The sequence below is a fragment of the Pseudomonas sp. NFACC14 genome, from assembly GCF_900106885.1.
Classification (GTDB): Bacteria; Pseudomonadota; Gammaproteobacteria; order Pseudomonadales; family Pseudomonadaceae; genus Aquipseudomonas; species Aquipseudomonas fluorescens_AA.
Map to the genome: position 1 here is coordinate 138,315 of NZ_FNOA01000001.1, position 25,496 is coordinate 163,810.

The following is a 25,496-nucleotide window of genomic DNA, read 5'->3' on the forward strand; positions in this document are numbered from 1 at the left end:
CTTTCTCCACTTTTTTGTTGGTTTTATGGATAAGGCGTAGCGGATCAGGAACGGGGCAAACGCACGATGGGCGCGCCGGGCATGCAACAGACCACGGCGCCGTTACGCTGGATACACAGGGATTCGAACAGGGGAAAGACTGCGGACAGGCGCAGCAGACGTGGCAGGTGAAACGCAGAGCGGCTGAAGGTTTTCATCGACGGTACCTAGCTGTGTTTCTTGTTTTTGTTTCGTCTGTCATCCGTTCAAGGCTGGCTTGGCGGAAGATAAACAGGGTTGTCGGTAACCTGGAATCGACTTTATTGGAAAATATTTTCCATATCAACTGATTTTAGAATTTTATTCGTTTTTTATTCCATGACCCACCGGCATGGACAACCGCACCACTTCGCCCTGCCCGGCACTCTGCCTGGCGGCGTCGAGGATGCGAGTGGTCGCCAGCGCATCACGGGCCTCCACCGGCAGCGGGCCAGCGCCCTGCAACGCGGTTTGCAGGTGTTGGTAGAACGCCAGCCAGCAGCCACGCTCCGAGGTCACTCGCTCGCGCTCGGTGCCGTGTTCGAACCAGCCCCAGCGCCGATGTTCTTCAGCCCCCCAGCGCTCGCCCTCGGTCGCCGGGCTCAACCCGGCCAATGCCTGAGCCTCCTGCCCGTCCAAGCCCTCGACGGTGTAACAGCCCTGGGTGCCGTTGACCCGAAAGCGCGGGCGCGGTGCGTTTTGCACACAATTGCCGCTCAAGTGAGAGATTACGCCGCTGGCATGGGTCAAGGACATGAAGAAGCCGTTGTCGAACACCTGGTCCGCCTGCCGGTAGTCCAGCTCGGCGTAGACCCGCACCACTGGCCCGAACAGTTGCAGCGCCTGGTCCGCCAAGTGGCTGCCCAAATCCCGCAGGAACCCACCACCGCTGCCTTTGCCTACCGAGGTTGGCGAATAACGTTCGACACTCGACTCAAAACGAATGACTTGCCCCAGAGCCCCGGAGGCCAACAGTTTGCGCAGGGTCAGGAAATCCGAATCCCAGCGGCGGTTCTGGTACACGCTCAAAGGCACGTTGCGACGCTCGGCGGCCAACACCATCGCCTCGGCCTGCGCGGCGTCAGGGGCGAACGGTTTGTCGCTGACCACCGCCACGCCGAGTTCGATGGCCTGCATCACAATGGCCGGGCGACCGTCCAAAGGCGTGGACACCACCACCGCATCGACACCGGCCGCTACCAATTGTTCGAGGGTGTCGAAGGCCTGGGCCTGCGGGTAATCGCTGGCCAATTGTTGGCGGCGCTCGGCGGACCGGGTCACCACGCCGACGAACGTAGCCCCCGGCAGACTGCTGATCAGCGGCGCATGAAAGAACCGCCCGCCCTTGCCGTAGCCGACTAGCCCGATTCGCATGAAAGCTCCTTGAAAGTCATTGGATAAACACCCCCTGTGGGAGCAAGCTCAGCTCCCACAATTTGACCGAGTACCTTTGAGGGAACGCAGTCGACTGTGGGAGCGAGCTTGCTCGCGATGACGGCGGATCAGCCTGCATCATGTCGACTGACCCACCGCTATCGCGAGCAAGCTCGCTCCCACCATTTGACTGCATACCCAAAGGGGATTGGGGTTAGCCGTAGAAACGCGGGCGCTCGGGCAGGTCGACCTTGACGATCTGCCCACTCTGCTGCGCCTGGATACAGGCATCCGCCGCCACCGCCGCGGCAAACCCATCCCAGGCCGAGGGCCCGCCCACTTGCCCGGCACGCACACCGTCGATGAAGGCCTGCAGTTCGACGTCATAAGCGGCGATGAAACGGTCCTTCCAATCCATCAGGATCGCATTGGACAGCTTGGCGCCGCTGCGCAGTTGCACCTGGGACGGTTCCGGCAGCTTGGCGATGCCGGTCTCCCCCACCACTTCGCACTGGATGTCATAGCCGTACTGGCAATTGACGAACACCTCGACGTCGATGCGTGTGCCCCGGACGGTTTCCAACAGGACGATCTGCGGGTCCCGCAAGTGAGCCAGGGCCTTGCTGGTCTTGCGTGGAAACACGACCTGCACCGACACGTAGTCATCGGCCAGCAACCAGCGCAACACATCCAGCTCGTGGATCAAGGTGTCGGTGATCGCCATGTCGGTCTTGTAGTTCTCGCCCACGCGCGGGTTACGGTGGGCGCAGTGCAGCATCAGCGGCTCACCGATCTGGCCGCTGTCGATCACCGCCTTGAGCGCCCGATAGCCTTCATCGTAGGGCCGCATGAAACCGACCTGCACCAGGCGCTTGCCATGGGCCACTTCGGCGTCGACGATCGTGCGGCAACCTTCGGCCGTGACCGCCAGGGGCTTTTCGCAGAACACCGGTTTGCCCGCCGCAATCGCCGCCAGCACGAATTCTTCATGACTCGGGCCCCAGGAGGTAACGAGGATCGCCTCCACGTCCGGCGCCTTGATCAACGCATGACCGTCGGGGTAGACCTCGGCGGTCAGCTTGAGATCGGCCACGACCTTGGCCGCTTGTTGCAGGTTGATGTCGGTCACCGCCACCACCTGGCTGTTGAGCAAGGTCTGGCTGCAACGACGGATATGGTCCTGGCCGATGGCCCCGGTGCCAATGACGCCCAGCTTCAAAGACATGTGGAACTCCTTTCGTAGGGTTGGGGCAATCAGTATTGACGGGCCTTGGCCAGTCGTTCATTGAGGGTCTTGGCGACGGCATCGGTGCGGGCGCTGGTGGAGACTTGCGCCACGCCCACCCGCCACCACGACAGGTAGCTGTGAATCATGGTCTTGGGCAGGACCTTGATGTCGATCAAGGTGGAGACCGTCTGGCGCCGCACATCCGCCAGGGCCGCGCGCAGCTCCTCCAGGGTCGTCACCTTGTAGGTCTTGCAGCCGTAGGCCGCAGCACTCATGGCGAAGTCCACCGGCACGAAGGCGCCGTCGAGCTTGCCGGTGTCCGGGTTGCGGAAACGGAACTCGGTGCCGAAGCTGTCCATGCCATTTCCCATCTGCAAATTGTTGATGCAGCCGAAGGCCATGTTGTCCAGCAGCACCACGTTGATCTTGCGTCGCTCCTGGATCGAGGTCGCCAGTTCCGAGTGCAGCATCATGTAGGAACCATCGCCCACCAGGGCGTACACCTCTTTATCGGGCTCGGCGAGTTTCACACCCAAGGCCGCGTTCACCTCATAACCCATGCACGAATAGCCGTACTCGACGTGATAGGTGTTCACGCCCTTGCTGCGCCAGGCGCGCTGCAAGTCGCCGGGCAAGCTGCCGGCGGCGGCGACGATAATCGCATCGTCGGCCAGGGTTTCGTTGAGGGTGCCCAGCACGCGGCTCTGGGTCAGGCAGGAACCGGTGAGTTCGATGAATTCGCGAAACACCGCCGGGTCCATGTGGTCGTCGATTTCCGGGAGGAACGCCTCGACGCGGTAATCGGCCTGGTAGACGCGGTCCACCTCGGCGTCCAAGCGAGCCTTGGCATCGGCAATCTGCCCGCCCCATTCGGCGCGGTAGTCGCCCATCGCCGCAGACAGCGCCTCCAGGCCTGAGCGGGCATCGGCCAGCAACTGCACACCGTCGAGCTTCAGGGCGTCGCAGGGGCTGATATTGAGATTGAGGAACTGCACGTCCGGGTGCTGGAACAACCATTTGGAGCCGGTGGTGAAGTCGCTGTAGCGCGTGCCGATGCCGATGATCAGGTCGGCTTTCTTGGCCAGCAGGTTCGCCGCCAGGCAACCGGTCTCGCCGACGCCACCGACGTTCAACGGATGGCTCGACACCACGGCGCTCTTGCCAGCCTGGGTTTCGGCGAAGGGAATGTCGAAACGCTCGGCGAAGGCCTGCAACGCCGCATTGGCCCCGGAATACCGCACGCCGCCGCCACAGATGATCAACGGTCGGCGCTTGCCTTTGAGCAGCGCCAGGGCGTCGCCGAGCATTGCCTCGGTGGCCGGGCGACGGTCGATGCGGTGCACGCGTTTTTGCAGGAAATAATCCGGGTAATCGTAGGCTTCGGCCTGTACGTCCTGGGGCAGCGCCAGGGTCACCGCGCCGGTTTCGGCCGGGTCGGTGAGCACGCGCATGGCCTGGATCGCCGCAGTCATCAACTGCTCGGGGCGGTTGATGCGGTCCCAGTATTTGCTCACGGCCTTGAAGGCGTCGTTGGTGCTGATGCTCAGGTCGTGAAACTGTTCGATCTGCTGCAGCACCGGGTCCGGCTGGCGACTGGCGTAGACATCGCCGGGCAATAGCAGCAGCGGAATGCGATTGGCCGTGGCGGTGGCCGCGGCGGTCAGCATATTCGCCGCACCAGGGCCCACCGACGCGCTGCAGGCGTAGATCTTGCGCCGCAGGTGCTGCTTGGCGAACCCGATGGCGGCATGGGCCATGCCCTGCTCGTTGCGGCCCTGATGGACCACCAGGTCGCCGCTGTCCTGCTCCAGCGCCTGGCCCAGGCCCAGCACGTTGCCGTGGCCGAAAACGGTAAAGACCCCGGCGACGAACTTGCTCTGGACGCCATCGACCTCGACGTACTGGTTATCGAGGAATTTCACCAGGGCCTGGGCCATGGTCAGTCGTGTTGTGGTCATGCTTGCACCTTTTCAAACGCAACTCGGTCAAGTGTGGGAGCGAGCTTGCTCGCGATAGCGGTGTGTCAGGCGACGCATGTATTGATTGGAGCGCCGTCATCGCGAGCAAGCTCGCTCCCACAAGGGGTTCTCCATCGTTCAGGAAGTCGGGTCAGGCCTGTGAGCTTTGCAGGTGATTCATGCTCGCCCCCAACGCCTGGCGGATATCAGCCAGTTCATGGACGCTCTCGGCAAACGGTTCGAAGGACAGGTAGCCCTCGTAGCCACCGGCCCGCAGTGCCTCGATCTGCCCGGCATTACCCAGAATGTCGGCCGCGCCCACCAGCACCCGGTGGCCGTCGCGAATGGTCGCCAAGGGCGCCTGGGCATCTTCGACGCCGGAGATGTGCACCAGCCCGGTCAGTTCGGGAAAGAACGCCTGCTCCCCCGCCAGATGATGGTGAAAAGTGTCGTGCACCAGGCGGAACACATCCAGCCCGCCGATGGCCTGGATCGCGTCCACGGCGGTACGCTTGCGGCGCAACGAGCACTCTTCGAAACCCAGGGGTTCGATGAAGCCGTAGATGCCGAAGGCGCGCAGGATCGGCGCCAGTTCGCTGAGGGCGGTACGCAACCCCGCCGCCCGTTCAGCCTCGCTGCGCGGGTCGGCCCGGTCGTTGAGCGGACACATCACCAGCCCTTCGGCACCGCATTCGCGGGCGTAGTCGGCCAGCCTCACCGCTTGGGCACGGCGTTCCTCGTTCCACACATCGAAGGGGTAAAGGGCATTGATCGACAGCACCTTGATGCCCCTTTCCTCACACAACTCACGCACACGGCCGGGCGCCATGCCGTCCTCGATCTCGACGCCCTTCAGATCGTTGCGGATCTCGATGGCGTCGGTTCTCAACGCCAGCGCCAGGTCGATGAATTCGGGCAGCGACAGACGCGGGGCAACCATTCGATTCAAGGCAAAACGCAGGGGTTTGTTCATTGTTGTTCTCCCTCCGGCACTGTAAAAACGGGTTATTGGGCAGTCGGCATGCTGAATTCAGGACCCTTGGCGATGCTGTCGGGCCAGCGCTGCATCACGCTTTTGTAGCGGCTGTAGAAGCGCAGGCCTTCTTCGCCGTAGGCGTGGTGATCGCCGAACAGCGAACGCTTCCAGCCGCCAAAGGAATGCCAGGCCATGGGCACCGGGATCGGCACGTTGATGCCCACCATGCCGACCTTGATGTTACGGGCGAACGCCCGGGCGATGCCGCCGTCACGGGTGAAGCACGACACGCCGTTGCCGAACTCATGGGCATTGATCAGCGCCACCGCCGTGGCGAAGTCCGGCACACGGACAATCCCCAGCACCGGCCCGAAAATCTCTTGCTGGTAGATGCTCATCTCGGCGGTGACCTGGTCGAACAGCGTCGCGCCGACAAAGAACCCCTGCTCGGCCCCAGGCACCGTGAAACCACGGCCATCGACGATCAGGCGCGCGCCCTCGGCCACGCCGGCGTCGATGAAACCTTCCACCTTGGCCTTGTGCTCGGCGGTGACCAGCGGTCCCATGTCGGTGCCGGGCTGCTGGCCGTTGCCGATCTTCAGTTGATCAATGCGAGGCAACAGTCTGGCAATCAATTCATCCCCCACATCCCCCACCGCCACGGCGATGGAAATCGCCATGCAGCGTTCGCCGGCCGAGCCGTAGGCCGCACCGATCAACGCATCCGCCGCCTGGTCAAGGTCGGCATCGGGCATGACGATCATGTGGTTCTTCGCCCCGCCCAGGGCCTGGACGCGCTTGCCGTGCGCCGTGCCCTGCTGGTGGATGTACTCAGCGATCGGTGTGGAGCCGACAAAGGAAATCGCTTCGATGTCCGGGTGCTGCAACAACGCATCCACCGCCACCTTGTCGCCTTGGACGACGTTGAACACGCCATCCGGCAGGCCGGCTTCCGTCAGCAAGCGGGCCATCAGCAAACTGGCGGACGGGTCGCGCTCCGAAGGCTTGAGGATGAAGCAGTTGCCGGCGACCAGCGCCAGGGGAATCATCCACAAGGGCACCATCACCGGGAAGTTGAACGGCGTGACCCCGGCGCAAACACCCAGGGGCTGGCGCAGGTTCCAGTTGTCGATGCCACCGCCGATGTTGTCGCTGAAATCGGTCTTGAGCAGGTTCGGCGCACCGCAGGCGTACTCGACGATCTCGATGCCCCGGGTGACTTCACCGTGGGCGTCGGACAGCACCTTGCCGTGTTCACGGCTGATGATCTGCGCCAGTTCGTCGTGATGCCGATCGAGCAATTCCTTGAACTTGAACATCACCCGCGAACGGCGCAGGGACGACTGCTCGGACCAGGCCGGGAACACCGCCAGCGCCGAAGCCACCGCCGCGTCGACGGTACTCGGTTCGGCCAGGGCCACCCGGGCCTGCACCGCGCCGGTGGCTGGGTTGAAGACATTGCTCAGGCGCGCGCTGTCGCTGGCCTGCGCTCGACCGTCGATGTAATGGCCTACTACCGGGGCGTCACTCATTGTTCTTGTTCTCCGTGGAAAGTGTGGCATTCAGAGGTCGAGCAGCCAACTGTGCTGCGGGTCGTTATGGAACTGCCAGACCCGCTTCGGGCCGGCCATGACGTTCAGGTAATACGACTCGTACCCGTAGGGCACGCTGACCGGGTGATAACCCTTGGGCACCACCACCAGGTCACTGTTTTCCACCGCCATGGCCTGGTCGATGCTGCGGTCGTCGGTGTAGACCCGCTGGAACACGAAGCCTTGGGACGGGTTGACCTGATGGTAATAGGTCTCTTCGAGGAAGCTCTGGTGTGGCAGGTCGTCGGTGTCGTGCTTGTGCGGCGGGTAACTCGAGGAGTGCCCCGACGGCGTGCGCACTTCCACCACCAGCAGTGAGTGGGCCGGTTCGCTGTCCGGCAGAATGTCGCAGACATAACGGGTGTTGGCGCCCTTGCCGCGCACGCTGCGCTTCATGCTCTCCGGGCGGATCAACCGCGGGCCGTATTCGCTACGCGCCGAACCCGGCGCGGCACACACGGCGATCTGTACATCGCTGAGGGCGGTGACCTGGGCCTGGCTGCCGGGCGGCAGGTACGCGGCATAGGGCGACTTGTCCTCGAACACCGACAGGCGATCGCCAAGGTTGTCCCAATCGAAGGCCCCCTGCCCCGGCGCTTCGCCCTTGAGGCTGATGCGACCACCGAGCAGCACCAGGCACAGTTCCTGGTCCCCGGCGGCCACCGGCAGGGTTTCACCCAGGCTCAGGCGGTAGGCGGCGAACCCGACGTATTCCAGCTCGCCCGCTGGCAACTGGACCATGGTTCGGCCGCTGGAATGGCTCTTGATCAACAGACTCATGACGCACTCCTTTCTTGCAGCAAGGCGCGCAGAGTGTCGTAGCCTTTCTTGGCGTAGGCATAACTCGGCGCTACGGCGGGATCCTGCTCGGCTTCCACCACCAACCAGCCCTGGTAGTCGGCGGCAAGCAGCACATCGAGCAACGCGGCGAAGTCGATATCGCCATCCCCCGGCACGGTGAAGGTGCCGTTGATGATGCAGTCGGGGAAGCTCCAGAGGTTATTGCGCGCCAGTTGCACCACCGGTTTGCGCACGTCCTTGAAGTGCACATGGCAGACCCGTTCGATGTGCTTGCGCAAGACATGCAGCGGTTCGCCCCCGCCCATGTAACAGTGACCCGAATCGAACAACAGGCCGACTTCGCTGCCGGTCAGGGCCATCAATTTGTCGATGTCCGCGGGCGACTCGACATAGGCGCCCATATGGTGGTGATAGGCCAGGCGCACGCCTTGGGACAAGGTGAAACGCGCCAGCTCGGTGAGTTTTTCGGCGTAGGCTTGCCAGGCTTCGTCGGTGTGAAAACGCGGCCGCTCGACCAATGGAATGCGTTGGCCTTGAATGGAATCGGCGACCTCGCCGTACACCAGCACGTTGGCGCCGTTCTGCGCCAACAGCTCGACGTGACTGGCGATGGCGTCGATTTCCTCGGCCGCCGAGCGCCGGGCCAGGCGACTGGAATACCAGCCGGAGACCAGCGCCAGGTCGTACGGCCGCAGCACATCGCCGACGCCCTTGGCGTCCTTGGGGAACTTGCCGTTGAGCTCGAAGCCTTCGTAGCCGATGGCTTTGCCTTCACTCAGCGCCGTACTCAACGGCGTCTCGCCGCCCAACGATGGCAAGTCGTCGTTGCTCCAGGAAATCGGGTTGATGCCAATTCGAATAGCGGGCATGGCTGCACCTTTTATTGTTTTTTCATAACCATTGAAGACGGCAATGAACCCTGTGGGAGCGAGCTTGCTCGCGATAGCGGTGGGTCAGGCGACTGATTGTCAACTGTCAGTCCGCTATCGCGAGCAAGCTCGCTCCCACAGGTTCAGTATTCACAATGTCTGACTTCGCGCAGCACGCCAGGCCTCGATCAACTCCACAAACCTGCCCTGCACCTGTTGGATCAGCGTTTCATCATCGATTTCCCCGGCCAGCCAGGCCCGGCTCGGTTCCTGGAAGATCGTGCGGCCCACGGCGAAACCGCGGCAGGTGCTGCTCTGGCTAGCCTGGCGAAACCCTTCGGCCAACGCGGCGGCCGGGGCGTTGAGGCCCAGCAGGACCACGCCACGGCAATACGGGTCGCGCTGTTGGATCAGCTCATCGAGCTGCTGCCATTCATCCGCGCCCTGGGCTTCGATCTTCCACCACGCCGGAAAGATGCCCAGGTTGTAGAGGCGCTTGAGGGCACGATAGAGCACGTCCGGGTGCGGTGACGGATGATCCTTGGGCGGAATGACTTCCAGCAGCAATTCATGGCCGCTGGCCTGGGAGGCCCTGTACAACCCCATCAATTGCGCCTCTTGCTCCAGGCGTAGCAGCGGTTCGTCGTCCGGGTGAAATTGCACCAGGCACTTGATGATCTGCTCCTGTGGCCAGGCGATCAGGTTGCTGCCAATGGAGCGCCCGTGCTCGAAGGCCAGTGGCCGCGAACCCTGCACTTCCACCGGCCGTGCCACCCACCAGCCGCGGCCGGTGGCAGTGTTCAGCGAATCCTGACCGAAGCGCTGGTCGGCCAGCAGACCGACGTCAGCCTCGATGCCCTGGTGCCGCAGGTCGGCTTCGACCCGCGCCACCGCCTGGATGAACAGTTGCTTGAGTTCGCCGATGCTGCTCAACTCGCGGCCGCCCTTCTGGGCCAGTTCCACCAGTTGTCCGCGATGGTCGAAGGCGAAGATGAACAGCTGTTTCCAGGTCTTGCGGGGTACGCTGACCTGATGCAGGCGTTGCAGCACGACATCCTGGTCCGGCCGGGTGATGGGCACCGGGCTGTCAAACAAATAGTCGAGTTCAGCCCGGGTCGGCATCGCCGGGGCACAGGCATGGCGCGACACCACCAGCCCACCGCAGGCATTGGCCAACTGGCAGCAGCGTTCATCGCTGGCGTCCTCCAGCCAGCCGGCGAGAAATCCGGACATGAACGCATCGCCAGCGCCCAGTACATTCAAGACTTCGACCCGCACGCCCGGGTAAATGGCGCCGTCTTCGAGCCGGGCCGGAATGGCACCATGGATCACCGTGCAACCCTGGGGGCCGAGCTTGACCACCAGGGTCGCCGCCGTCAGCGAGCGCACAGTACGCAACGCAGTCAGCAGGTCTTCACTGCCGCCGGCGATGAGAAATTCTTCTTCGGTGCCGACGATCAGATCGAAACGCGGCAGGATGCTCTGCACGTGCTGGCTGACTTTCTGGTCGGCCACAAACCGCGTTTCGCCATCGGCCTTGCCCGCCAGGCCCCAAAGCACTGGCCGGTAATCGATGTCGAGGACCCGCTTGACCTGATGTTTTTGCGCATGGTCCAGCGCCTGGATACTGGCCTTGTAGACGCCGTCGGTGGAGAAATGCGTGCCAGTGATCAGCAAAGCCTTGCTGGAAGCAATGAAGGTTTCGTCGATGTCTTCGGCGCGCAGCGCCATGTCGGCGCAATTCTCCCGGTAGAACACCAGGGGAAAGGTTTCCCGGTCCTTGATCCCCAGCAAGACCATGGCCGTCAGGCGTTCGGGATCGACCTTGATGCCACTGACATCGCAGCCTTCGCGGGCCAGAGACTCCACCAGGAACCGGCCCATGTGGTCATCGCCTACCCGGCTCAACATCGCCGACCTGAGGCCCAGGCGCGCCGTGCCGAAGGCGATGTTGGCCGACGAACCGCCAAGGTACTTGGCGAAGCTCGAAACATCTTCCAGGCGCGCACCGACTTGCTGCGCGTAGAGGTCGACGCCCAGGCGTCCCAGGCAGATCACATCCAATTGACGCCCACTGGCAAAACGAGTCTGGCCCATGCTGGCTCCTGTTATTTTTATCAGCCTGCGCTTGTCGCCGACACCGGCGCCAACGCTGTTGGTGAATGCAGACTAAAACGAGCAGCGCGCAATAATCAATAATTATTCTATAAATTTTTTATGTGGAATATTTTTTCCAATACGCTATGACCACAGCGAAGCAGACGCAGTGCATCGTTTCAGCACCTGCTGCAACATTTGTCCGCCCATGATTTTCCCTGCGCCTACGCTGTAGACTGCGACCAGCCAACCTATTGTCGAGGGCCGGCCTTTTCTCGGGCCGCCCTATAAGAACAAGCCAGAAGGATTTTCTATGACCCGCCCCGATGATCTGCCGGCGCCGTCCGAGAGCGCGTCCGAACCCGCCCTCCCGAGCCCACCGATCAATGCCGAGCGCCTGCTGCAACTGATCACCGACGAATACGAAAGCCTGCCGCGCCAGCTCAAGCGCATCGCCAGCTACATGAGCCAGCAGAGCGACCGGATCATGGTCGACCGCATCAGTGACATCGCCCGGGAATGCGAAGTGCACCCCTCGGCCATCGTCAGGTTTTCCCAGCGCTTCGGCTTCAGCGGGTTCAGCGAAATGCAGGCGTTGTTCCGCGAGGCCTACACCCACAAGACCACGCCGGTGCAGAACTACCAACAGCGTATCCGCAGCATGATCGCCAACAAGTCGCAGAAAGCCAGCGGCGGCGACCTGGCCCGCGAGTGCGTCAACGCGACCCTCTCGGGCATCGAGCGCCTGGGGTTGGAGCTGGATGACCAGGCGTTCGAAAAGGCCGTGGACCTGGTGGTCAACGCCGACAATATCTATGTGGTGGGCGTACGCCGCTCGTTCGCGGTCGCCGATTACCTGGTCTACAACCTGCAACACACCAACAAACGCATTCACCTGGTGTCCGGCCTGGGCGGCAGCTATCGCGAGCAGATGCGCAGTGTGCGGGCCAATGACCTGGTCATCGCCATCAGCTTTACGCCCTACGGCAAGGAAACCCAGCACTGCCTGCGCATTGCCCAGCATCACCAGGCCAAGACCCTGATCATCACCGACAGCAACCTCTCGCCCCTGGCCAAGCGGGCCAACGCCGTGTTGCTGGTGAACGAAGGCAGTTCGTTCGCCTTTCGTTCGTTGAGCGCCACGTTGTGCCTGTGCCAGGCGTTGTTCATCGCCGTGGCTTACCGGCTGGAACTCAAGGTCGACGAAATCCATGAACAGGTCGGGTTCGAGGATTAACGCCCGCAGGATTTTCTGAAGGAGATGTCATGAAACTGATCGGCATGCTGGACTCGCCCTACGTGCGCCGCGTCGCCATTTCCGCCAAGTGCCTGGGGGTTGCCCTGGAACACGAGTCCGTTTCGGTGTTCAGGCATTTCGAACAATTCCAGCGCATCAACCCGGTGGTCAAGGCCCCGACCCTGGTGCTGGACGATGACGATGTGCTGATGGATTCCACGTTGATCATCGACTACCTCGAGGCCTTGGCCGCGCCGGGCAGAAGCCTGATGCCGGTCGACAGTGGCCAACGTCTGCGCGCACTGCGCCTGATCGGCCTGGCCCTGGCGGCGTGCGAGAAGTCGGTGCAGATCTACTACGAACGCAACCTGCGGCCGACAGAAATCCAACATGCCCCTTGGGTCGAACGCGTGGAAGGCCAACTGGCGGCGGCCTACGACATGCTCGAACAGGAACTGGTGAAACAGCCCCTGGCCACCGACGGCACACTCGATCAGGCGGGCATCACCGTGGCAGTGGCCTGGAGCTTCACCAACCTGGTGGTGCCGGACCAGGTGCAGGACAAGTCATTCCCATCGATCAACGCGTTCACCGCCTATGCCGAAGGGTTGGAGGCGTTTGTCAGCACGCCGATGGAATGACCGCAGGATTCCGATTCACCCTGGATCCCTGTGGGAGCGAGCTTGCTCGCGATAGCGGTGTACCAGTCAACAAGGATACTGACTGACCTGACGCCATCGCGAGCAAGCTCGCTCCCACAGTTTGCTCCCGGATGTCTGCGGGATATGCACTGACCGCAACTCCCACAGTTTGTTTTCGGGTGACTACGGGATATGTATTGATCACAGATCCCACACAGGATTTGCTCAGGCCAGTTCCACTTCCTTCGGCTCGACAACCCTCGGCGCCACCTCGAAGCGGTCCGCCAGGAATGGCGTGATGTCCAGCGGCAAGGGCTCGTTGTTGACCAGTTTGTCCAGCAACACGCCGGTGATGGCCGAGGTCAGGATGCCGGTGCGGAAATGGCCGCACGCGTTGAGATAGCCTTCCACCCCGCGCATCGGCCCCAGGATCGGCAGTTCATCAGGCGAACCCGGGCGCAGGCCGGCCCAGGTTCGTTTCAAGTTGATGTCGACCAACTGCGGAATGCAGCGCACCGCGCCTTGCACCAGCCCTTCGATCTCCGGATAAGTCGTGGTCACGTCGAAACCTTTGTCTTCGGTGGTGCTGCCGATGAGGATTTCACCGTTGTCTTTCTGCGCCACATAGCAGTCGCTGGTGGTCAGGCAGCCGTTGAGGATTTTCGGCATGCGCTCGGTCAGCAGGATCTGGCCCTTGACCGGCTTGACCGGAATCCGCACGCCGGTGGCCTGCTCGCTCAGGTCCGCCGCCCAGGCACCGGCCGCGTTGATCAGGGTCCGGCAGTGGAAGGTCCCCGCCTCGGCGGTTTGCACCCCGCTCACCCGTGTGCCGCTGCGCAACACCTCGGTCACGTTGGTGTTGAAGAACAGGTCGACGCCGTTCTGCCGGGCGCCTTCGGTGTAGGCGTCGGCCAGGCGGAACGGGCTGAGCTGGTGATCGCAGAGAAACTCCAGGGCGCCCAGGGCCTCATGGCTCACATTCGGCTCCGCTGCGCGCAAGGCCGCCTGGTCAAGCCAGCGCACCTGGTCCGCCAGATGAGGAATGCAGGCGACGATATGCTCGGCGTACAAACGGTCTTCGTCGTCGTAGATCACGAACTTGAGCCCGGTCTCCTCGAACTTGAAATCCATGCCATGGCGGTCGATCAATTCGCGGTGCAACTGCGGGTACATCGCATTGGACTGCAAGGCGAACTCGAAGAACGACTGCGGCAGGATGTGCGGCGTGCTGGCATCCACCGCCACGGCGGCGCCCTGGGTCTGGCGCTTGCGGTTGGCCGACATCATGCGAAAGAAGATCACCCCGCAACCCAGGCCCACCGACTCACCGATGGCCCACAGCCCACCCGCCGAGGCGCGGGTCGCGTTGCCGGGGCGCTTGGCGTCGATCAGGGCGATCTTCAGGTGTTTGCGCTTGGACAGTTGATAGGCACACGAGGCCCCGATCACACCGCCACCGGCGATGACCACGTCGTAGTCCTTAATCATGGGAAACGGCCTCCGTGCCGGCGTTCTGGAACGCTGAAAAGGGTATCGGATCGATGGGGAAACGCGGCCGCAGCCAACCCACGTCGGCGCGCCCGGTGGCTTCGCGCAAGCGGTCGCTGCAGTAGCCGACGCACATCCGTCCCTGGCAATCGCCCATGCTCACGCGGGTGCGCATCTTCAGGCTGGCCATGTCTTGCACGCCCTGCTCCAGCGCCCGGTCAATGTCGGCGCGGGTGGCGTGCTCGCAGCGGCAGATCACCGTGTCGGCGGCCGGCAACGCGGTTTGCCCGGCACCACGCCGGGTGTAGCGATCCACGGCGGCGCGAAAGCGAATGATCCGCGCCAGTTGCGCCTGGTAGCGCTCCCGGTGGGCCAGTGCCGTGGACGGATCCAGCACGTTGCGTTGCACGAGGATCGACAACGCCGCGATGCGCCCGCTGAGCATGGCCGCTTCACCGCCACGGATCCCGCCCATGTCGCCGGCCAGGTGAATGTGCGCTTCGCTGCTTTGTTGCCAGGCATCGGACACGGCCCGCAAATAGCCGTCCTCGCTGAAACCGTGCTCCAGGCCCATCTGCTGGCTCAATTGAGTCCGCGGGATAAACCCGTAGCCCACCGCCAGGGTCTGGGCCGGCACCTGTTCGGCGCGTTTGAGGTCCGGCTCCCAGGTCGCGGAATAAGGCGCGACGGTGACATGGCTCAACTCACCCTCGCCGTCAGCCTGCACCACGCCCCAGCCATAGCGCACGGGAATGCGATTGAGCTTGAGGTAGGCCAGCATGCCCAGGCCGTCGAGGAACAACTGCGGCTTGTTCAGCAACGCCAGGCTTTCCTTGGCGATCCGGCCTAACCCACAGGCTTCGAAGACACCCGCCACCGCCACGCCCGAAGCGTGCAGTTGGCAGGCCACCAGCGGCAGCAACGGCCCCGTGCCGGCGATCACCACCGGGCTCGGTGGCCGGACCACGCCGCTCTTGATCTGCAATTGCAGGCCCCCGAGCATCATCACCCCCGGCAGCGTCCAGCCAGGAAACGGCACGCTGCGTTCGTGACAACCGGCCGCCAGCACCAGGTGGGAATAGGCGACCTCCCCCAGGCGCTCGTCGGCATCCAGCAGCATCAATGCCCGGAAGCCTTCGGCTCCGATGACACGGTTGCCCAATCGCACCTCGATCAACCCAGCGTGGCGCTGGTATTCTCCGTGGAGCTTTTCCAGGGCTTCGCTGTAGCGCGGCCCCAGGTAATCCAGGCTGACGCCATCGCGCAGCGGCCCGCGGTACACGACGCCGCCGAGGCGTGGCGCTTCTTCGAGCAAGGTGCAACGCACCCCGTGGGTGGCCAGCTCGATGGCTGCAGCCATGCCCGCCGGCCCACCGCCGACAATCACCGGATCGAGGCTCATGGCGCCTCCGTTTCGGTCATGCGGTTGGCCCGGGTTTCGATCTGCATGCCAGGTCGCACCAGGGTCTGGCAGGCTCGGCGCTTGTGGCGGCCGTCGATCTTGACCAGGCAGCACTGGCACACGCCCATGCCGCAGTAGGCGCCGCTGATCTGGTCGTGGTCGTTGCGGGCGACCTGGCGTTGCCCCAGGGACTGGATGACGGTGAGGACGGTTTCCCCGTGGGCGGCGTTGACGGCTTGACCGTCCAGGCGCACCGTCATGTCGGCGCGGGTCAACGGCTGGATATCGAATGTTCGGTGTAGAACGTCTTGAGGTTGCATCATGCTGCTCTTCCTTGCAGGTTCAGTGAGGTTTCGGCTCCTTGCGGCACACATCCACCGATTCGCGTCGGTACCCGGCAACAGCGCACCGAGGCGGGGCAACAGACGCGACATGATAGTGCGAGCGAAATTCATGTTAGGGATAATTTGTGACCAAGTGTTGATCCAGGCCAGCGAATCGGCGTGCCGGTCCATGAACTTTTTTTCAGAAAGCCGACAGGTAATTTTTGGCAGAATGCTGCGCAATCGCTCCAATTTCCCCACACGGTACCGCCCATGAACCGCATCCTGACCATCGAAGACGACGCCGTGACCGCCCGTGAAATCGTGGCCGAGCTGACCCGCAACGGCCTGGACGTCGATTGGGTCGACAACGGTCGCGAAGGCCTGGAACGGGCGGTCAGCGGCGACTACGACTTGATCACGCTGGACCGCATGCTGCCTGAACTCGACGGCCTGGTGATCGTCACCACGCTGCGCACCATGGGCGTGGCCACGCCGATCCTGATGATCAGCGCCCTTTCCGATGTGGATGAGCGCGTGCGTGGCCTGCGGGCCGGCGGCGACGATTACCTGACCAAGCCGTTCGCCACCGACGAAATGGCCGCCCGGGTCGAAGTGCTGCTGCGGCGCAACAATGGCACCCGCGAGCCGGAAACCGCGCTGCGGGTGGCCGACCTGGAACTGAACCTGATCAGCCGCGAAGCCAGCCGCAACGGGCAACTGCTGAGCCTGCTGCCCACCGAATACAAGCTGCTGGAATTCCTGATGCGCAACAGCGGGCAAATCCTCTCGCGCATGATGATTTTCGAGGAAGTCTGGGGCTATCACTTCGACCCCGGCACCAACCTGATCGACGTCCACATCGGCCGCCTGCGCAAGAAAATCGACCCGCCGGGCCTGGAACCGCTGATTCGCACGGTACGGGGTTCCGGCTATGTCATTGCTGAACCCCGCTAAGGGCTGGCGCTCCTCCAGCAGCCGCCTGCTGGCGCTGTACAGTTCGCTGTTCGTGATCTGGAGCGCGATCTTGATGGGGGTGATGTATTACGAAGTGTTTGGCTACCTCGACAGCCTGGCCAAACACTCCCTGATGCAGCGCCAGCACCTGTTCGCCCGGATCCACGGCGATCAGCTGGAAGATGCACTCATGGCCAGCCTGACGCTGGACGAGCGCGGTGTCGACGCCTACGGGCTGTTCGATCCGCAACTGCGCCATTTGAGCGGGCCGATCCTGCGGGTACCCGCCGACCTGCCCCTTGACGGCAAGATCCACATGCTCGGCGGCTGCGTCGACTCCGATGACCCGGGCGTGCCTTCCGACAGCTGCGACGCGGTGGCGACCCGGACCCAGGACGGACGCTGGCTGGTCCTGGCCCGGGACAACGGCTCGCTGTTCGCGGTGACACGGATCATCTTGCACGCGCTGTTCTGGGGCGTATCGCTGACCATCCTGCCGGGCATCGCTGGCTGGCACCTGCTACGCCGCCGACCGCTACAACGGATTCGCCAGCTGCAGGCCAGCGCCGAAGCCATCGTCGCCGGCGACCTGACCCATCGCCTGCCGCTGTCGAGCCGGCGCGATGAGCTGGACATGCTGGCGGCGATCGTCAATGCCATGCTCGAGCGCATCGAGCGCCTGATGAATGAGGTCAAGGGCGTGTGCGACAACATCGCCCATGACCTGCGCACTCCGCTGACGCGCCTGCGTGCCCAGCTTTATCGTATCCAGCAGCAAGCGCCGGACGGCTCCCCCGAGGCCTTGCAGATGGACCAGGTGATCGCCGAGACCGACACCCTGATGGCGCGGTTTCGCGGTTTGTTGCGGATTTCCGAACTGGAAGACCAGCAACGGCGCTCGGGCTTCGTACGCCTCGATCCGTTGCAGTTATTGCAGGAGTTGCATGATTTTTACCTGCCACTGGCCGAGGAACGCGAACTGACCTTCATCCTGGAGGCGCCCGACGCCCTGCCCCTGCTCAACGGCGACCGCGCCTTGCTGTTCGAGGCCGTGTCGAACCTGCTGAGCAACTCCATCAAGTTCACCCCGCCCGGGGGCACTGTGATCCTGCGTGGGGTCGACCAGGGCGACAGCACGCGCATCGAAGTGCTCGACTCCGGCCCGGGTATCCCCGAGGCGGAGCGCAAGGCGGTGTTCCGACGTTTCTACCGTGCAGAAGGCAGCAGCCAGCACGGCGGATTCGGCCTGGGCCTGTCGATCGTCGCAGCGATCGTCAACCTGCACGGGTTTACGTTGGAGGTGGGCAGCAGCGAACACGGCGGTGCGCGGTTGGTGCTCGATTGCCGGGGGCCATTGTTGTAGCCAAGGGTGGGATGTGGGGGGGTGATCTTTATCTGTCAGAGCTCACTGCGATGCAGCGGGGTGTTTTGCAGTTCATAGCGCAGCTCATCGATCAACTTCGCGATACTTTCTTCCGAACGGACGCTGTCGACACTCATACCGCTCACCACCAAATCCACCTCGCCGCTTTCACGGTGATACAGACGCACGGTGAGGGTGCCATCGCCATTGAGGCTGCATTCGCAGGCCAGCGGCGTAAAGCTTTCTTCGAGGCGGGCACGCAAGGGGGCCAAATGGGTCATGCGATGCACCTCAGCCTTGAGGGGACAAATGAACGGTGGACAGCACCGACCTCCTGGTCCGAATAGAAATCCTGTCACGCTCGTATCGGGTTCGTTCACTGCACATCGTGGCATATTCCTTGAGTGTTTCGCGGGGACGCGACATCACGAACGATGTCGCACCCCCATAGCCTAAGGAACCGCCCCCCCGTGCAAAACCCGAATTTGCACCAGTACGCCCGGTGCATTTGCACTGGCTATCATGGTGCCTTCATTCGCCATTCGCCGGAGAACAAACCCCGCTCTCGCGCCCAGACAATCGCCTCGCTGCGGCTGTGGACATCCAGCTTCGAATACAGGGTCGCCACGTGATTGCGCACGGTGTTGGGCGCCAGCTTCAGCCGCGCGGCGATTTCCTTGTCTGCCAGCCCCTCGCAGATCAGGCCCAGCACGTCCCGTTCCCGGGCCGTCAGCTCGGTGAATGACACGCTCGGCACCTGGGCGTTGATGCTCTTCACGTTGGCCAGTTTTTCAATCAGGGTCCGGCTGAACCAGGACGCGTCTTTCATCACCTCCTCGATGGCCGCCACCAGCTCCAGCTCCGAGCGCTTGCGTTCGGTGATGTTCATCAGCACCAACAGGTAACAGGGCTTGTCCTGGATAAGCACCGTGTCGGCGGCGACCTCACAATCGATGAGCTCACCGCCCTTCTTATGCACCTTGACGTCGATACTGGAGACCGCGGCGGCCTTTTCCAACCGGGCAAACAGCGCGGCGCCGGCGTCCGGGTCGAGAAAACCGATCTCCTCCACGGTTTTACCCAACAACTCTTCGCTGGCGTAACCGGTGGTCTGGAGAAACGCTTCGTTGATTTCCAGCAATTGCTGTTCGGCGCTGCACACCAGGGTGGGCACGGGCGACAGGCGGAACGACTTGGCAAAACGCTCCTCGCTCTGGCGCAGCGCCGTTTCCGCCTTGCGGCGCGGCTCCATGTCCATGAAGGAAAACAGCATGCAGTCTTCGTCATGCAGGTCCAGGGGCTGACCGGCGACGACCACCTGCTTGCTGGTGCCATCGGGCAATTTCAACTCGGCCTGCATCTGCGGAATCGTCGCGCCCTGGCCCAGGCGCTCGACAGCCAGGTCGCGCTTTTCGGCGGCTTCGAGCACATCCAGTTCATACACCGAACGCCCGATCACCTGCTCGCGGCTGTAGCCGGTCATCTCCAGGAACCCCGGATTGACCTTGATGTAGCGCAGGTCGCTGAGGCGACAAATCACTGCCGGCGCCGGGTTGGCCCCGAAGGTTTTCTCGAAACGCTGCTCGGCGCTGGCCCATTCGGTGGCATCGCTGAGGATCAACACGAGCAGTTCCGGCTCGCCGTTACGGTCGGCCAGGACCATGCTGCGGATCCGATGCACCCAGGTGCGATCCGGGTCGGCCTGGGGCGTGACTTCCACCAACACATCGCTGAACTCATCGCCACGGGCAACCCGGGCGATGGGGTAGTTGTCTTCTGTCAGCGGATGATTGTTGCGGTAACGCAAATTGAACCGCTGGGCGTATTGCCGGGCCGTGGCGCCCAGTTCACTGAGGTCCTCGACCCCGTGCATGGTCAAGGCCGCCGCGTTAGCCCAGGCAATGGTCTGGTCGACCTCGATCAACATCACCCCGTCGGACAGTCCGGCAATGATCTGCAGTAATTGACGACGGTTGGTATCGGTGGTCGGGACTTGCTGATTCATTGGGTCTCCATGTGATTCAGGCGCGCATGGAAGTTACGACCACCCCCAGTGATGACACGTTCCCTGTAGCAGTTGTGTAGGGGCTGTCGAGTGCAACGAGGTTGCGATCTTCTACCCTTCACGCCGCCATGCGCCCCTCGGCAATCGCCTGGGAGGCCGCCAGCATCGCTCGCAGCAACACCGCGCAGCCGGCGGCGAGATCGTCGGGGGCGGCGTTTTCGATTTCGTTGTGGCTGATACCGCCTTCGCAGGGCACGAAGATCATCCCGGCCGGGCCCAGTTCGGCGAGGAAGATCGCGTCATGGCCGGCACCGCTGACGATGTCCAGGTGGGACAGGCCCAGCCCTTGGGCGGCCCCGCGCACGGCGTCGACGCAGCCTTGGTCGAAATACAGCGGTGGGAAGTCGGCGGTGGGTTTCAAATCGAAGGTCAGGCCGTGCTGCCGGCAGGTGTCTACGATCACTTGCTTGACCTCGGCAATCATCGAATCCAGGCGCGCCGGTTCGAGATGACGGAAATCCAGGGTCATGCGCACCTCGCCGGGGATCACGTTGCGCGAGCCCGGATAGGCCTGCAGGCAACCGACCGTGCCGCAGGCATGGGGCTGATGACCGAGGGCGGCGCGGTTGACGGCGCCGACGATGATCGACGCCCCCACCAGGGCGTCCTTGCGCAGGTGCATCGGGGTCGGGCCGGCGTGAGCCTCGACGCCCCGCAAAGTCAGGTCGAACCACTTCTGCCCCAGGGCGCCCATCACCACGCCGATGGTCTTGCCCTCGTCCTCGAGGATCGGCCCCTGTTCGATGTGCGCCTCGAAATACGCCCCCACCGGATGCCCACTGACCGGGCGCGGACCGGCATAGCCGATGGCGTTGAGCGCCTGGCCCACGCTGATGCCCTCGGCGTCGGTCTTGGCGAGGGTTTCTTCGAGGGTGAATTTCTCGGCGAACACCCCGGAGCCCATCATGCACGGGGCGAAGCGCGAGCCTTCTTCATTGGTCCAGACCACCACCTCCAACGGCGCTTCGGTCTCGATGTTCAGGTCATTGAGGGTGCGCAGCACCTCCAGGCCGGACAGTACGCCAAAGCAGCCGTCGAACTTGCCGCCGGTGGGTTGGGTGTCGATGTGGCTGCCGGTCATGACCGGTGGCAGGTTCGGATTGCGCCCCGGGCGACGGGCGAAGATATTGCCCACCCCATCGATGCTGACGGTGCAGCCCGCCGCCTGGGTCCATTGCACGAACAGGTCGCGGGCCTGGCGGTCGAGGTCGGTCAGGGCCAGCCGGCACACACCGCCTTTGACCGTGGCACCGAGCTGGGCCAGGTCCATGAGCGACTGCCACAGGCGGTCGCGGTTGATGTGCGGGTGGGTGGATTGCAGGACGTCGATGGCTGCGTTCATGGGAATCTCCATTTTTTCAGGCATGTTTTCGGTGTACTTGAGGCCGCTATCGCGAGCAAGCTCGCTCCCGCAGGGGATCTGTTGTGAACACAGACTTTGCATTCACCCAAATCCAATGTGGGAGCGAGCCTGCTCGCGATGAGGCCCTCCCTCACACCGCGGTTTTAGCGACGGACGGGCTCGTTCGCAGACTGCACAACCCGTAATAAATCACCCCACCCAGCGCCGAGCCGGTGAACCAGCCGTAGCTGTAGAACCAACTGAACGCGTCGCTGCCCAGGGACAACAAGGTCAGCACCACCGGCACGCCAAAGGCGATGAAGCCGTTCCAGTTCCACGCCGGGTAAATGTCGTCGCGGTACAACCCGGCCAGGTCCAGTTGCTGTTTCTTGATCAGGAAATAATCCACCACCATGATCCCGGCAATCGGCCCCAGCAGGCTGGAATAGCCCAGCAACCAATTGGAATAGACCGACTCCAGGCTGACCTCGGAGACGATCAGGCCGAGTTTCTTCAACAGTTCGTGGGCCATCAGCGCCAGCCCCACCAGCCCGGTGAGCATCACGGCCTTGGTGCGGCCGATCAGTTTCGGCGCCAGGTTCTGGAAGTCGTTGGTGGGCGAAACGATGTTGGCGGCGGTGTTGGTCGACAGCGTGGCGACGATGATCAGCACCATGGCCAGCGCCACCCACACCGGGCTCTGGATGTGCCCGATCAAGGTCACCGGGTCGGAGACGGTCACCCCCACCAGTTTTTCCGAGGCGGCGGTCATGACCACGCCAAGGGAGGCGAACAGGAACATGGTCAACGGCAGGCCGATGATCTGCCCCACGACTTGGTCTTTCTGGCTCTTGGCATACCGGCTGAAGTCCGGAATGTTCAACGACAGGGTGGCCCAGAAACCGACCATGGCCGTCAGCCCGGCGAGGAAATAGCCGGTCACCCCCGCGCCTTCGGGTCGCTTGGCCGGGACCGCCATCAGTTCAGTCAATGAAACGTTGGGCAATGCCCACACCAACAGACCGACGCCCACCAGCACCAGCAGCGGCGCAGATAAGGTTTCCAGCCACTTGATCGACTCGGCGCCGCGCAACACCACCCACAGGTTGATGACCCAGAACATCATGAAGCCGATCACTTCGCCGGTGCCGCCCAGGTTTTTCCAGCCGTCGAACACCGAGCCGAGAAACAGGTGGATCGCCAGCCCGCCGAACATCGTCTGGATGCCGAACCAGCCGCACGCCACCAGGGCGCGGATCAGGCACGGCACGTTGGAACCGATGACACCAAAGGACGAGCGCAACAGCACCGGAAACGGAATGCCGTACTTGGTCCCGGCGAAGGCATTCAGGGTCAGGGGGATCAGCACGATGATGTTGGCAAACAGAATCGCCAGCAGCGCCTCGCCCACCGTCAGGCCGAAATAGGCGGTGAGCACGCCGCCGAGGGTGTAGGTCGGCACGCAGATCGCCATGCCCACCCACAGTGCGGTGATGTGCCATTTGTTCCAGGTTCGCTCGTGCACCTTGGTCGGCGCGATGTCGTGGTTATAACGGGGGCTGTCGAGGACGTCGCTGCCGGCTTCAAGCTCGAACAATCCGTCGCGCTCGGTCACTGTTGATCTGGTCATGTCCGCTCCACTGTTTTCATTATTTTTGCTCATCGACGGGCGATGGCCGGAGTACTTGCACGCGTGCTACCGACCACCCCGCCAGACCCACGACGGCACTCAATAACCGTGCCGGATAATGCGCCGAGCTGACCGGATGATCGATATAACCCTTTCAACCTTTTGATGTTTAACGTTTTAACGCCACGTTATTGCCTTGTTTCACTCCCTGCTTACCGCCCTTGAGGCTAGATGACCTTCACGCCCTGTCGAGTGGGGGATTCAAAGTGGTGCACCCCGGATCGACGCGAGGTGTCTAGACCGCACTTGCAACGCTTTCAAGCCGCTGATTTACCATGACAAATCTCGCTCAAATAACGATCCTGTCAAGTGCGTCAAAATGGTGAGCAGGCTCACCATTTTGGTGAATTTATAAATTAATCCTTTAGTTTCAATACGTTAATTAACGTATAAGCTTATAAAAAATAATCTTGCTCATTTCATAAACTCCAGCTAGCGTCTAATCCTGACAGTCGTGACAAGAATCTAAACCGGCACGACTTTACCTACCGTGATCGATAAAACATAAAGAACCGGCAACAGTCGGTCATGCCTGCGAGGAACTCGGAATGTCTCTGTTGATCCGTGGCGCCACCGTTATTACCCATGATGAAAGTTATCGCGCCGATGTGTTTTGCGCCGACGGCGTGATCAAGGCCATCGGTGACAACCTGGATGTTCCCGCCGCTGTCGAAGTGCTCGATGGCAGCGGTCAATACCTGATGCCCGGCGGCATCGATCCCCATACGCATATGCAGTTGCCATTCATGGGCACGGTCGCCAGTGAAGACTTCTTCAGCGGCACGGCGGCGGGTCTCGCCGGCGGCACCACCTCGATCATCGACTTCGTGATTCCCAACCCCCAGCAGTCGTTGATGGAAGCCTTTCACCAATGGCGCGGCTGGGCCGAAAAAAGCGCCAGCGACTACGGTTTCCACGTGGCGATCACCTGGTGGAGCGAACAGGTCCGCGAAGAAATGGCCGAACTGGTCAGCCATCACGGGGTGAACAGCTTCAAGCATTTCATGGCCTACAAGAACGCAATCATGGCCGCCGACGACACCTTGGTGGCGAGCTTCGAGCGTTGCCTGGAACTGGGCGCGGTGCCCACCGTGCACGCCGAGAATGGCGAACTGGTCTACCACCTGCAACGCAAGTTGCTGGCCCAGGGCATCACCGGCCCCGAAGCCCATCCGTTGTCACGCCCTTCGCAAGTGGAAGGCGAAGCCGCGAGCCGCGCCATCCGCATCGCCGAAACCCTGGGCACGCCGCTGTACCTGGTGCACGTGTCCACCAAGGAAGCCCTGGACGCAATCACCTACGCCCGCAGCAAGGGCCAGCCGGTCTACGGTGAAGTACTGGCCGGGCATCTGTTGCTGGACGACAGTGTCTATCGCAATCCCGACTGGCAGACCGCCGCCGGCTACGTGATGAGCCCGCCCTTCCGCCCACGCGGGCACCAAGAGGCACTCTGGCACGGCTTGCAGTCCGGCAACCTGCACACCACCGCCACCGACCACTGCTGCTTCTGCGCCGAACAGAAGGCTGCCGGGCGTGACGACTTCAGCAAGATCCCCAACGGCACCGCCGGGATCGAAGACCGCATGGCGGTGCTCTGGGACGAGGGGGTCAATAGCGGCAAATTGTCGATGCAGGACTTCGTCGCCCTCACCTCCACCAACACCGCGAAGATCTTCAACCTCTACCCACGCAAGGGAGCGATCCGCGTCGGCGCCGATGCGGACCTGGTGCTCTGGGATCCCCAGGGCAGCCGCACGATCTCAGCCAAGACCCATCACCAGCAAGTGGACTTCAACATCTTCGAAGGCAAGACCGTGCGCGGCGTGCCCAGCCACACCATCAGCCAGGGTCGGCTGGTGTGGGCCGACGGCGACCTGCGGGCCGAGCGCGGCGCCGGGCGCTACATCGAACGGCCGGCGTACCCGGCGGTGTTCGATTTGCTGAGCAAGCGGGCGGAGTTGCACAGGCCGGTTGCCGTGAAGCGCTGAACCCAGGCCTTCGGCCAATCGCGAGCAAGCTCGCTCCCACATTGGATTTGAGTGAATGCGAAAGCCATGGGCACTGCAGATCCCCTG

At 62.7% G+C, this 25,496-nt stretch carries 21 protein-coding genes; 5 read left to right on the forward strand and 16 right to left on the reverse strand.

Going from position 1 to position 25,496, the window contains the following annotated elements:
- Positions 1-44: 44 nt before the first annotated feature.
- The 9 genes from BLU85_RS31040 to iolC all read right to left on the reverse strand — a co-directional run bounded on the left by BLU85_RS31040 (position 45) and on the right by iolC (position 10,913).
- Positions 45-197, reverse strand: a complete 153-nt coding sequence (locus tag BLU85_RS31040; RefSeq protein ID WP_170842345.1) for a hypothetical protein — start codon at positions 195-197, stop codon at positions 45-47.
- A gap of 142 nt (positions 198-339) precedes the next feature.
- Positions 340-1,392, reverse strand: coding sequence for a Gfo/Idh/MocA family protein (locus BLU85_RS00640; RefSeq protein ID WP_092204847.1), 1,053 nt, complete (start codon positions 1,390-1,392; stop codon positions 340-342).
- 214 nt (positions 1,393-1,606) lie between these two features.
- Entirely contained in the window at positions 1,607-2,617 is a 1,011-nt protein-coding gene (locus tag BLU85_RS00645) for a bifunctional inositol 2-dehydrogenase/D-chiro-inositol 1-dehydrogenase (RefSeq protein WP_092204846.1), read from the reverse strand.
- 29 nt (positions 2,618-2,646) lie between these two features.
- Positions 2,647-4,578, reverse strand: coding sequence for a 3D-(3,5/4)-trihydroxycyclohexane-1,2-dione acylhydrolase (decyclizing) (gene iolD / locus BLU85_RS00650; RefSeq protein WP_092204845.1), 1,932 nt, complete (start codon positions 4,576-4,578; stop codon positions 2,647-2,649).
- A 151-nt stretch (positions 4,579-4,729) separates the two neighbouring features.
- Positions 4,730-5,551 carry a TIM barrel protein gene (locus BLU85_RS00655; protein ID WP_092204844.1) on the reverse strand — a complete coding sequence of 274 codons (822 nt, stop codon included), beginning with the start codon at positions 5,549-5,551 and terminating at the stop codon, positions 4,730-4,732.
- Between the two features lie 32 nt (positions 5,552-5,583).
- Positions 5,584-7,086 (reverse strand): CoA-acylating methylmalonate-semialdehyde dehydrogenase, encoded by a 1,503-nt coding sequence (locus BLU85_RS00660; RefSeq protein ID WP_092204843.1) that lies wholly within the window; start codon positions 7,084-7,086, stop codon positions 5,584-5,586.
- A 30-nt stretch (positions 7,087-7,116) separates the two neighbouring features.
- Positions 7,117-7,926: a 5-deoxy-glucuronate isomerase gene (gene iolB / locus BLU85_RS00665; protein WP_092204842.1), complete on the reverse strand. Its 810-nt coding sequence runs from the start codon at positions 7,924-7,926 to the stop codon at positions 7,117-7,119.
- Positions 7,923-8,816, reverse strand: a complete 894-nt coding sequence (iolE, locus tag BLU85_RS00670; RefSeq protein WP_092204841.1) for a myo-inosose-2 dehydratase — start codon at positions 8,814-8,816, stop codon at positions 7,923-7,925. Before iolE ends, iolB begins: the two co-directional genes overlap by 4 nt.
- A 150-nt stretch (positions 8,817-8,966) precedes the next feature.
- Entirely contained in the window at positions 8,967-10,913 is a 1,947-nt protein-coding gene (gene iolC, locus BLU85_RS00675) for a bifunctional 5-dehydro-2-deoxygluconokinase/5-dehydro-2-deoxyphosphogluconate aldolase (protein ID WP_092204840.1), read from the reverse strand.
- Between the two features lie 313 nt (positions 10,914-11,226).
- On the opposite strand from iolC, the gene BLU85_RS00680 reads away from it, so the two are divergent.
- Together BLU85_RS00680 and BLU85_RS00685 are read left to right on the forward strand one after the other, a co-directional pair.
- Complete coding sequence (locus tag BLU85_RS00680; RefSeq protein WP_003202885.1) at positions 11,227-12,150, forward strand: MurR/RpiR family transcriptional regulator; 924 nt, start codon at positions 11,227-11,229, stop codon at positions 12,148-12,150.
- Positions 12,151-12,179: 29 nt separating this feature from the next.
- Complete coding sequence (locus BLU85_RS00685; RefSeq protein WP_092204839.1) at positions 12,180-12,791, forward strand: glutathione S-transferase; 612 nt, start codon at positions 12,180-12,182, stop codon at positions 12,789-12,791.
- 225 nt (positions 12,792-13,016) lie between these two features.
- On the opposite strand, the gene hcnC is transcribed toward BLU85_RS00685, so the two are convergent.
- The 3 genes from hcnC to hcnA are packed head-to-tail and all read right to left on the reverse strand — an operon-like array spanning position 13,017 to position 16,001.
- Positions 13,017-14,279, reverse strand: a complete 1,263-nt coding sequence (gene hcnC, locus BLU85_RS00690) for a cyanide-forming glycine dehydrogenase subunit HcnC (RefSeq protein WP_092204838.1) — start codon at positions 14,277-14,279, stop codon at positions 13,017-13,019.
- Positions 14,272-15,681 (reverse strand): cyanide-forming glycine dehydrogenase subunit HcnB, encoded by a 1,410-nt coding sequence (hcnB, locus tag BLU85_RS00695; protein WP_092204837.1) that lies wholly within the window; start codon positions 15,679-15,681, stop codon positions 14,272-14,274. The genes hcnC and hcnB overlap by 8 nt, the downstream gene beginning before the upstream one ends.
- Positions 15,678-16,001 carry a cyanide-forming glycine dehydrogenase subunit HcnA gene (gene hcnA, locus BLU85_RS00700; RefSeq protein WP_092204872.1) on the reverse strand — a complete coding sequence of 108 codons (324 nt, stop codon included), beginning with the start codon at positions 15,999-16,001 and terminating at the stop codon, positions 15,678-15,680. Before hcnA ends, hcnB begins: the two co-directional genes overlap by 4 nt.
- A 276-nt stretch (positions 16,002-16,277) precedes the next feature.
- Here hcnA and BLU85_RS00710 point away from each other — a divergent pair, with 276 nt between their 5' ends.
- Entirely contained in the window at positions 16,278-16,961 is a 684-nt protein-coding gene (locus BLU85_RS00710) for a response regulator transcription factor (RefSeq protein ID WP_053122824.1), read from the forward strand.
- Complete coding sequence (locus tag BLU85_RS00715; RefSeq protein ID WP_092204835.1) at positions 16,939-18,324, forward strand: sensor histidine kinase; 1,386 nt, start codon at positions 16,939-16,941, stop codon at positions 18,322-18,324. Before BLU85_RS00710 ends, BLU85_RS00715 begins: the two co-directional genes overlap by 23 nt.
- Before the next feature lie 35 nt (positions 18,325-18,359).
- On the opposite strand, the gene BLU85_RS00720 is transcribed toward BLU85_RS00715, so the two are convergent.
- The 4 genes from BLU85_RS00720 to BLU85_RS00735 form a co-directional block, all read right to left on the reverse strand.
- Entirely contained in the window at positions 18,360-18,605 is a 246-nt protein-coding gene (locus BLU85_RS00720) for a DUF1652 domain-containing protein (RefSeq protein WP_092204834.1), read from the reverse strand.
- 239 nt (positions 18,606-18,844) lie between these two features.
- Positions 18,845-20,329: a PAS domain S-box protein gene (locus tag BLU85_RS00725; RefSeq protein WP_092204833.1), complete on the reverse strand. Its 1,485-nt coding sequence runs from the start codon at positions 20,327-20,329 to the stop codon at positions 18,845-18,847.
- Positions 20,330-20,447: 118 nt separating this feature from the next.
- Entirely contained in the window at positions 20,448-21,731 is a 1,284-nt protein-coding gene (locus BLU85_RS00730) for a Zn-dependent hydrolase (RefSeq protein WP_092204832.1), read from the reverse strand.
- Positions 21,732-21,882: 151 nt separating this feature from the next.
- Positions 21,883-23,361 carry an NCS1 family nucleobase:cation symporter-1 gene (locus tag BLU85_RS00735; protein WP_092204831.1) on the reverse strand — a complete coding sequence of 493 codons (1,479 nt, stop codon included), beginning with the start codon at positions 23,359-23,361 and terminating at the stop codon, positions 21,883-21,885.
- A gap of 608 nt (positions 23,362-23,969) precedes the next feature.
- Here BLU85_RS00735 and hydA point away from each other — a divergent pair.
- Positions 23,970-25,409, forward strand: coding sequence for a dihydropyrimidinase (gene hydA / locus BLU85_RS00740; protein ID WP_092204830.1), 1,440 nt, complete (start codon positions 23,970-23,972; stop codon positions 25,407-25,409).
- Positions 25,410-25,496 lie beyond the last annotated feature (87 nt).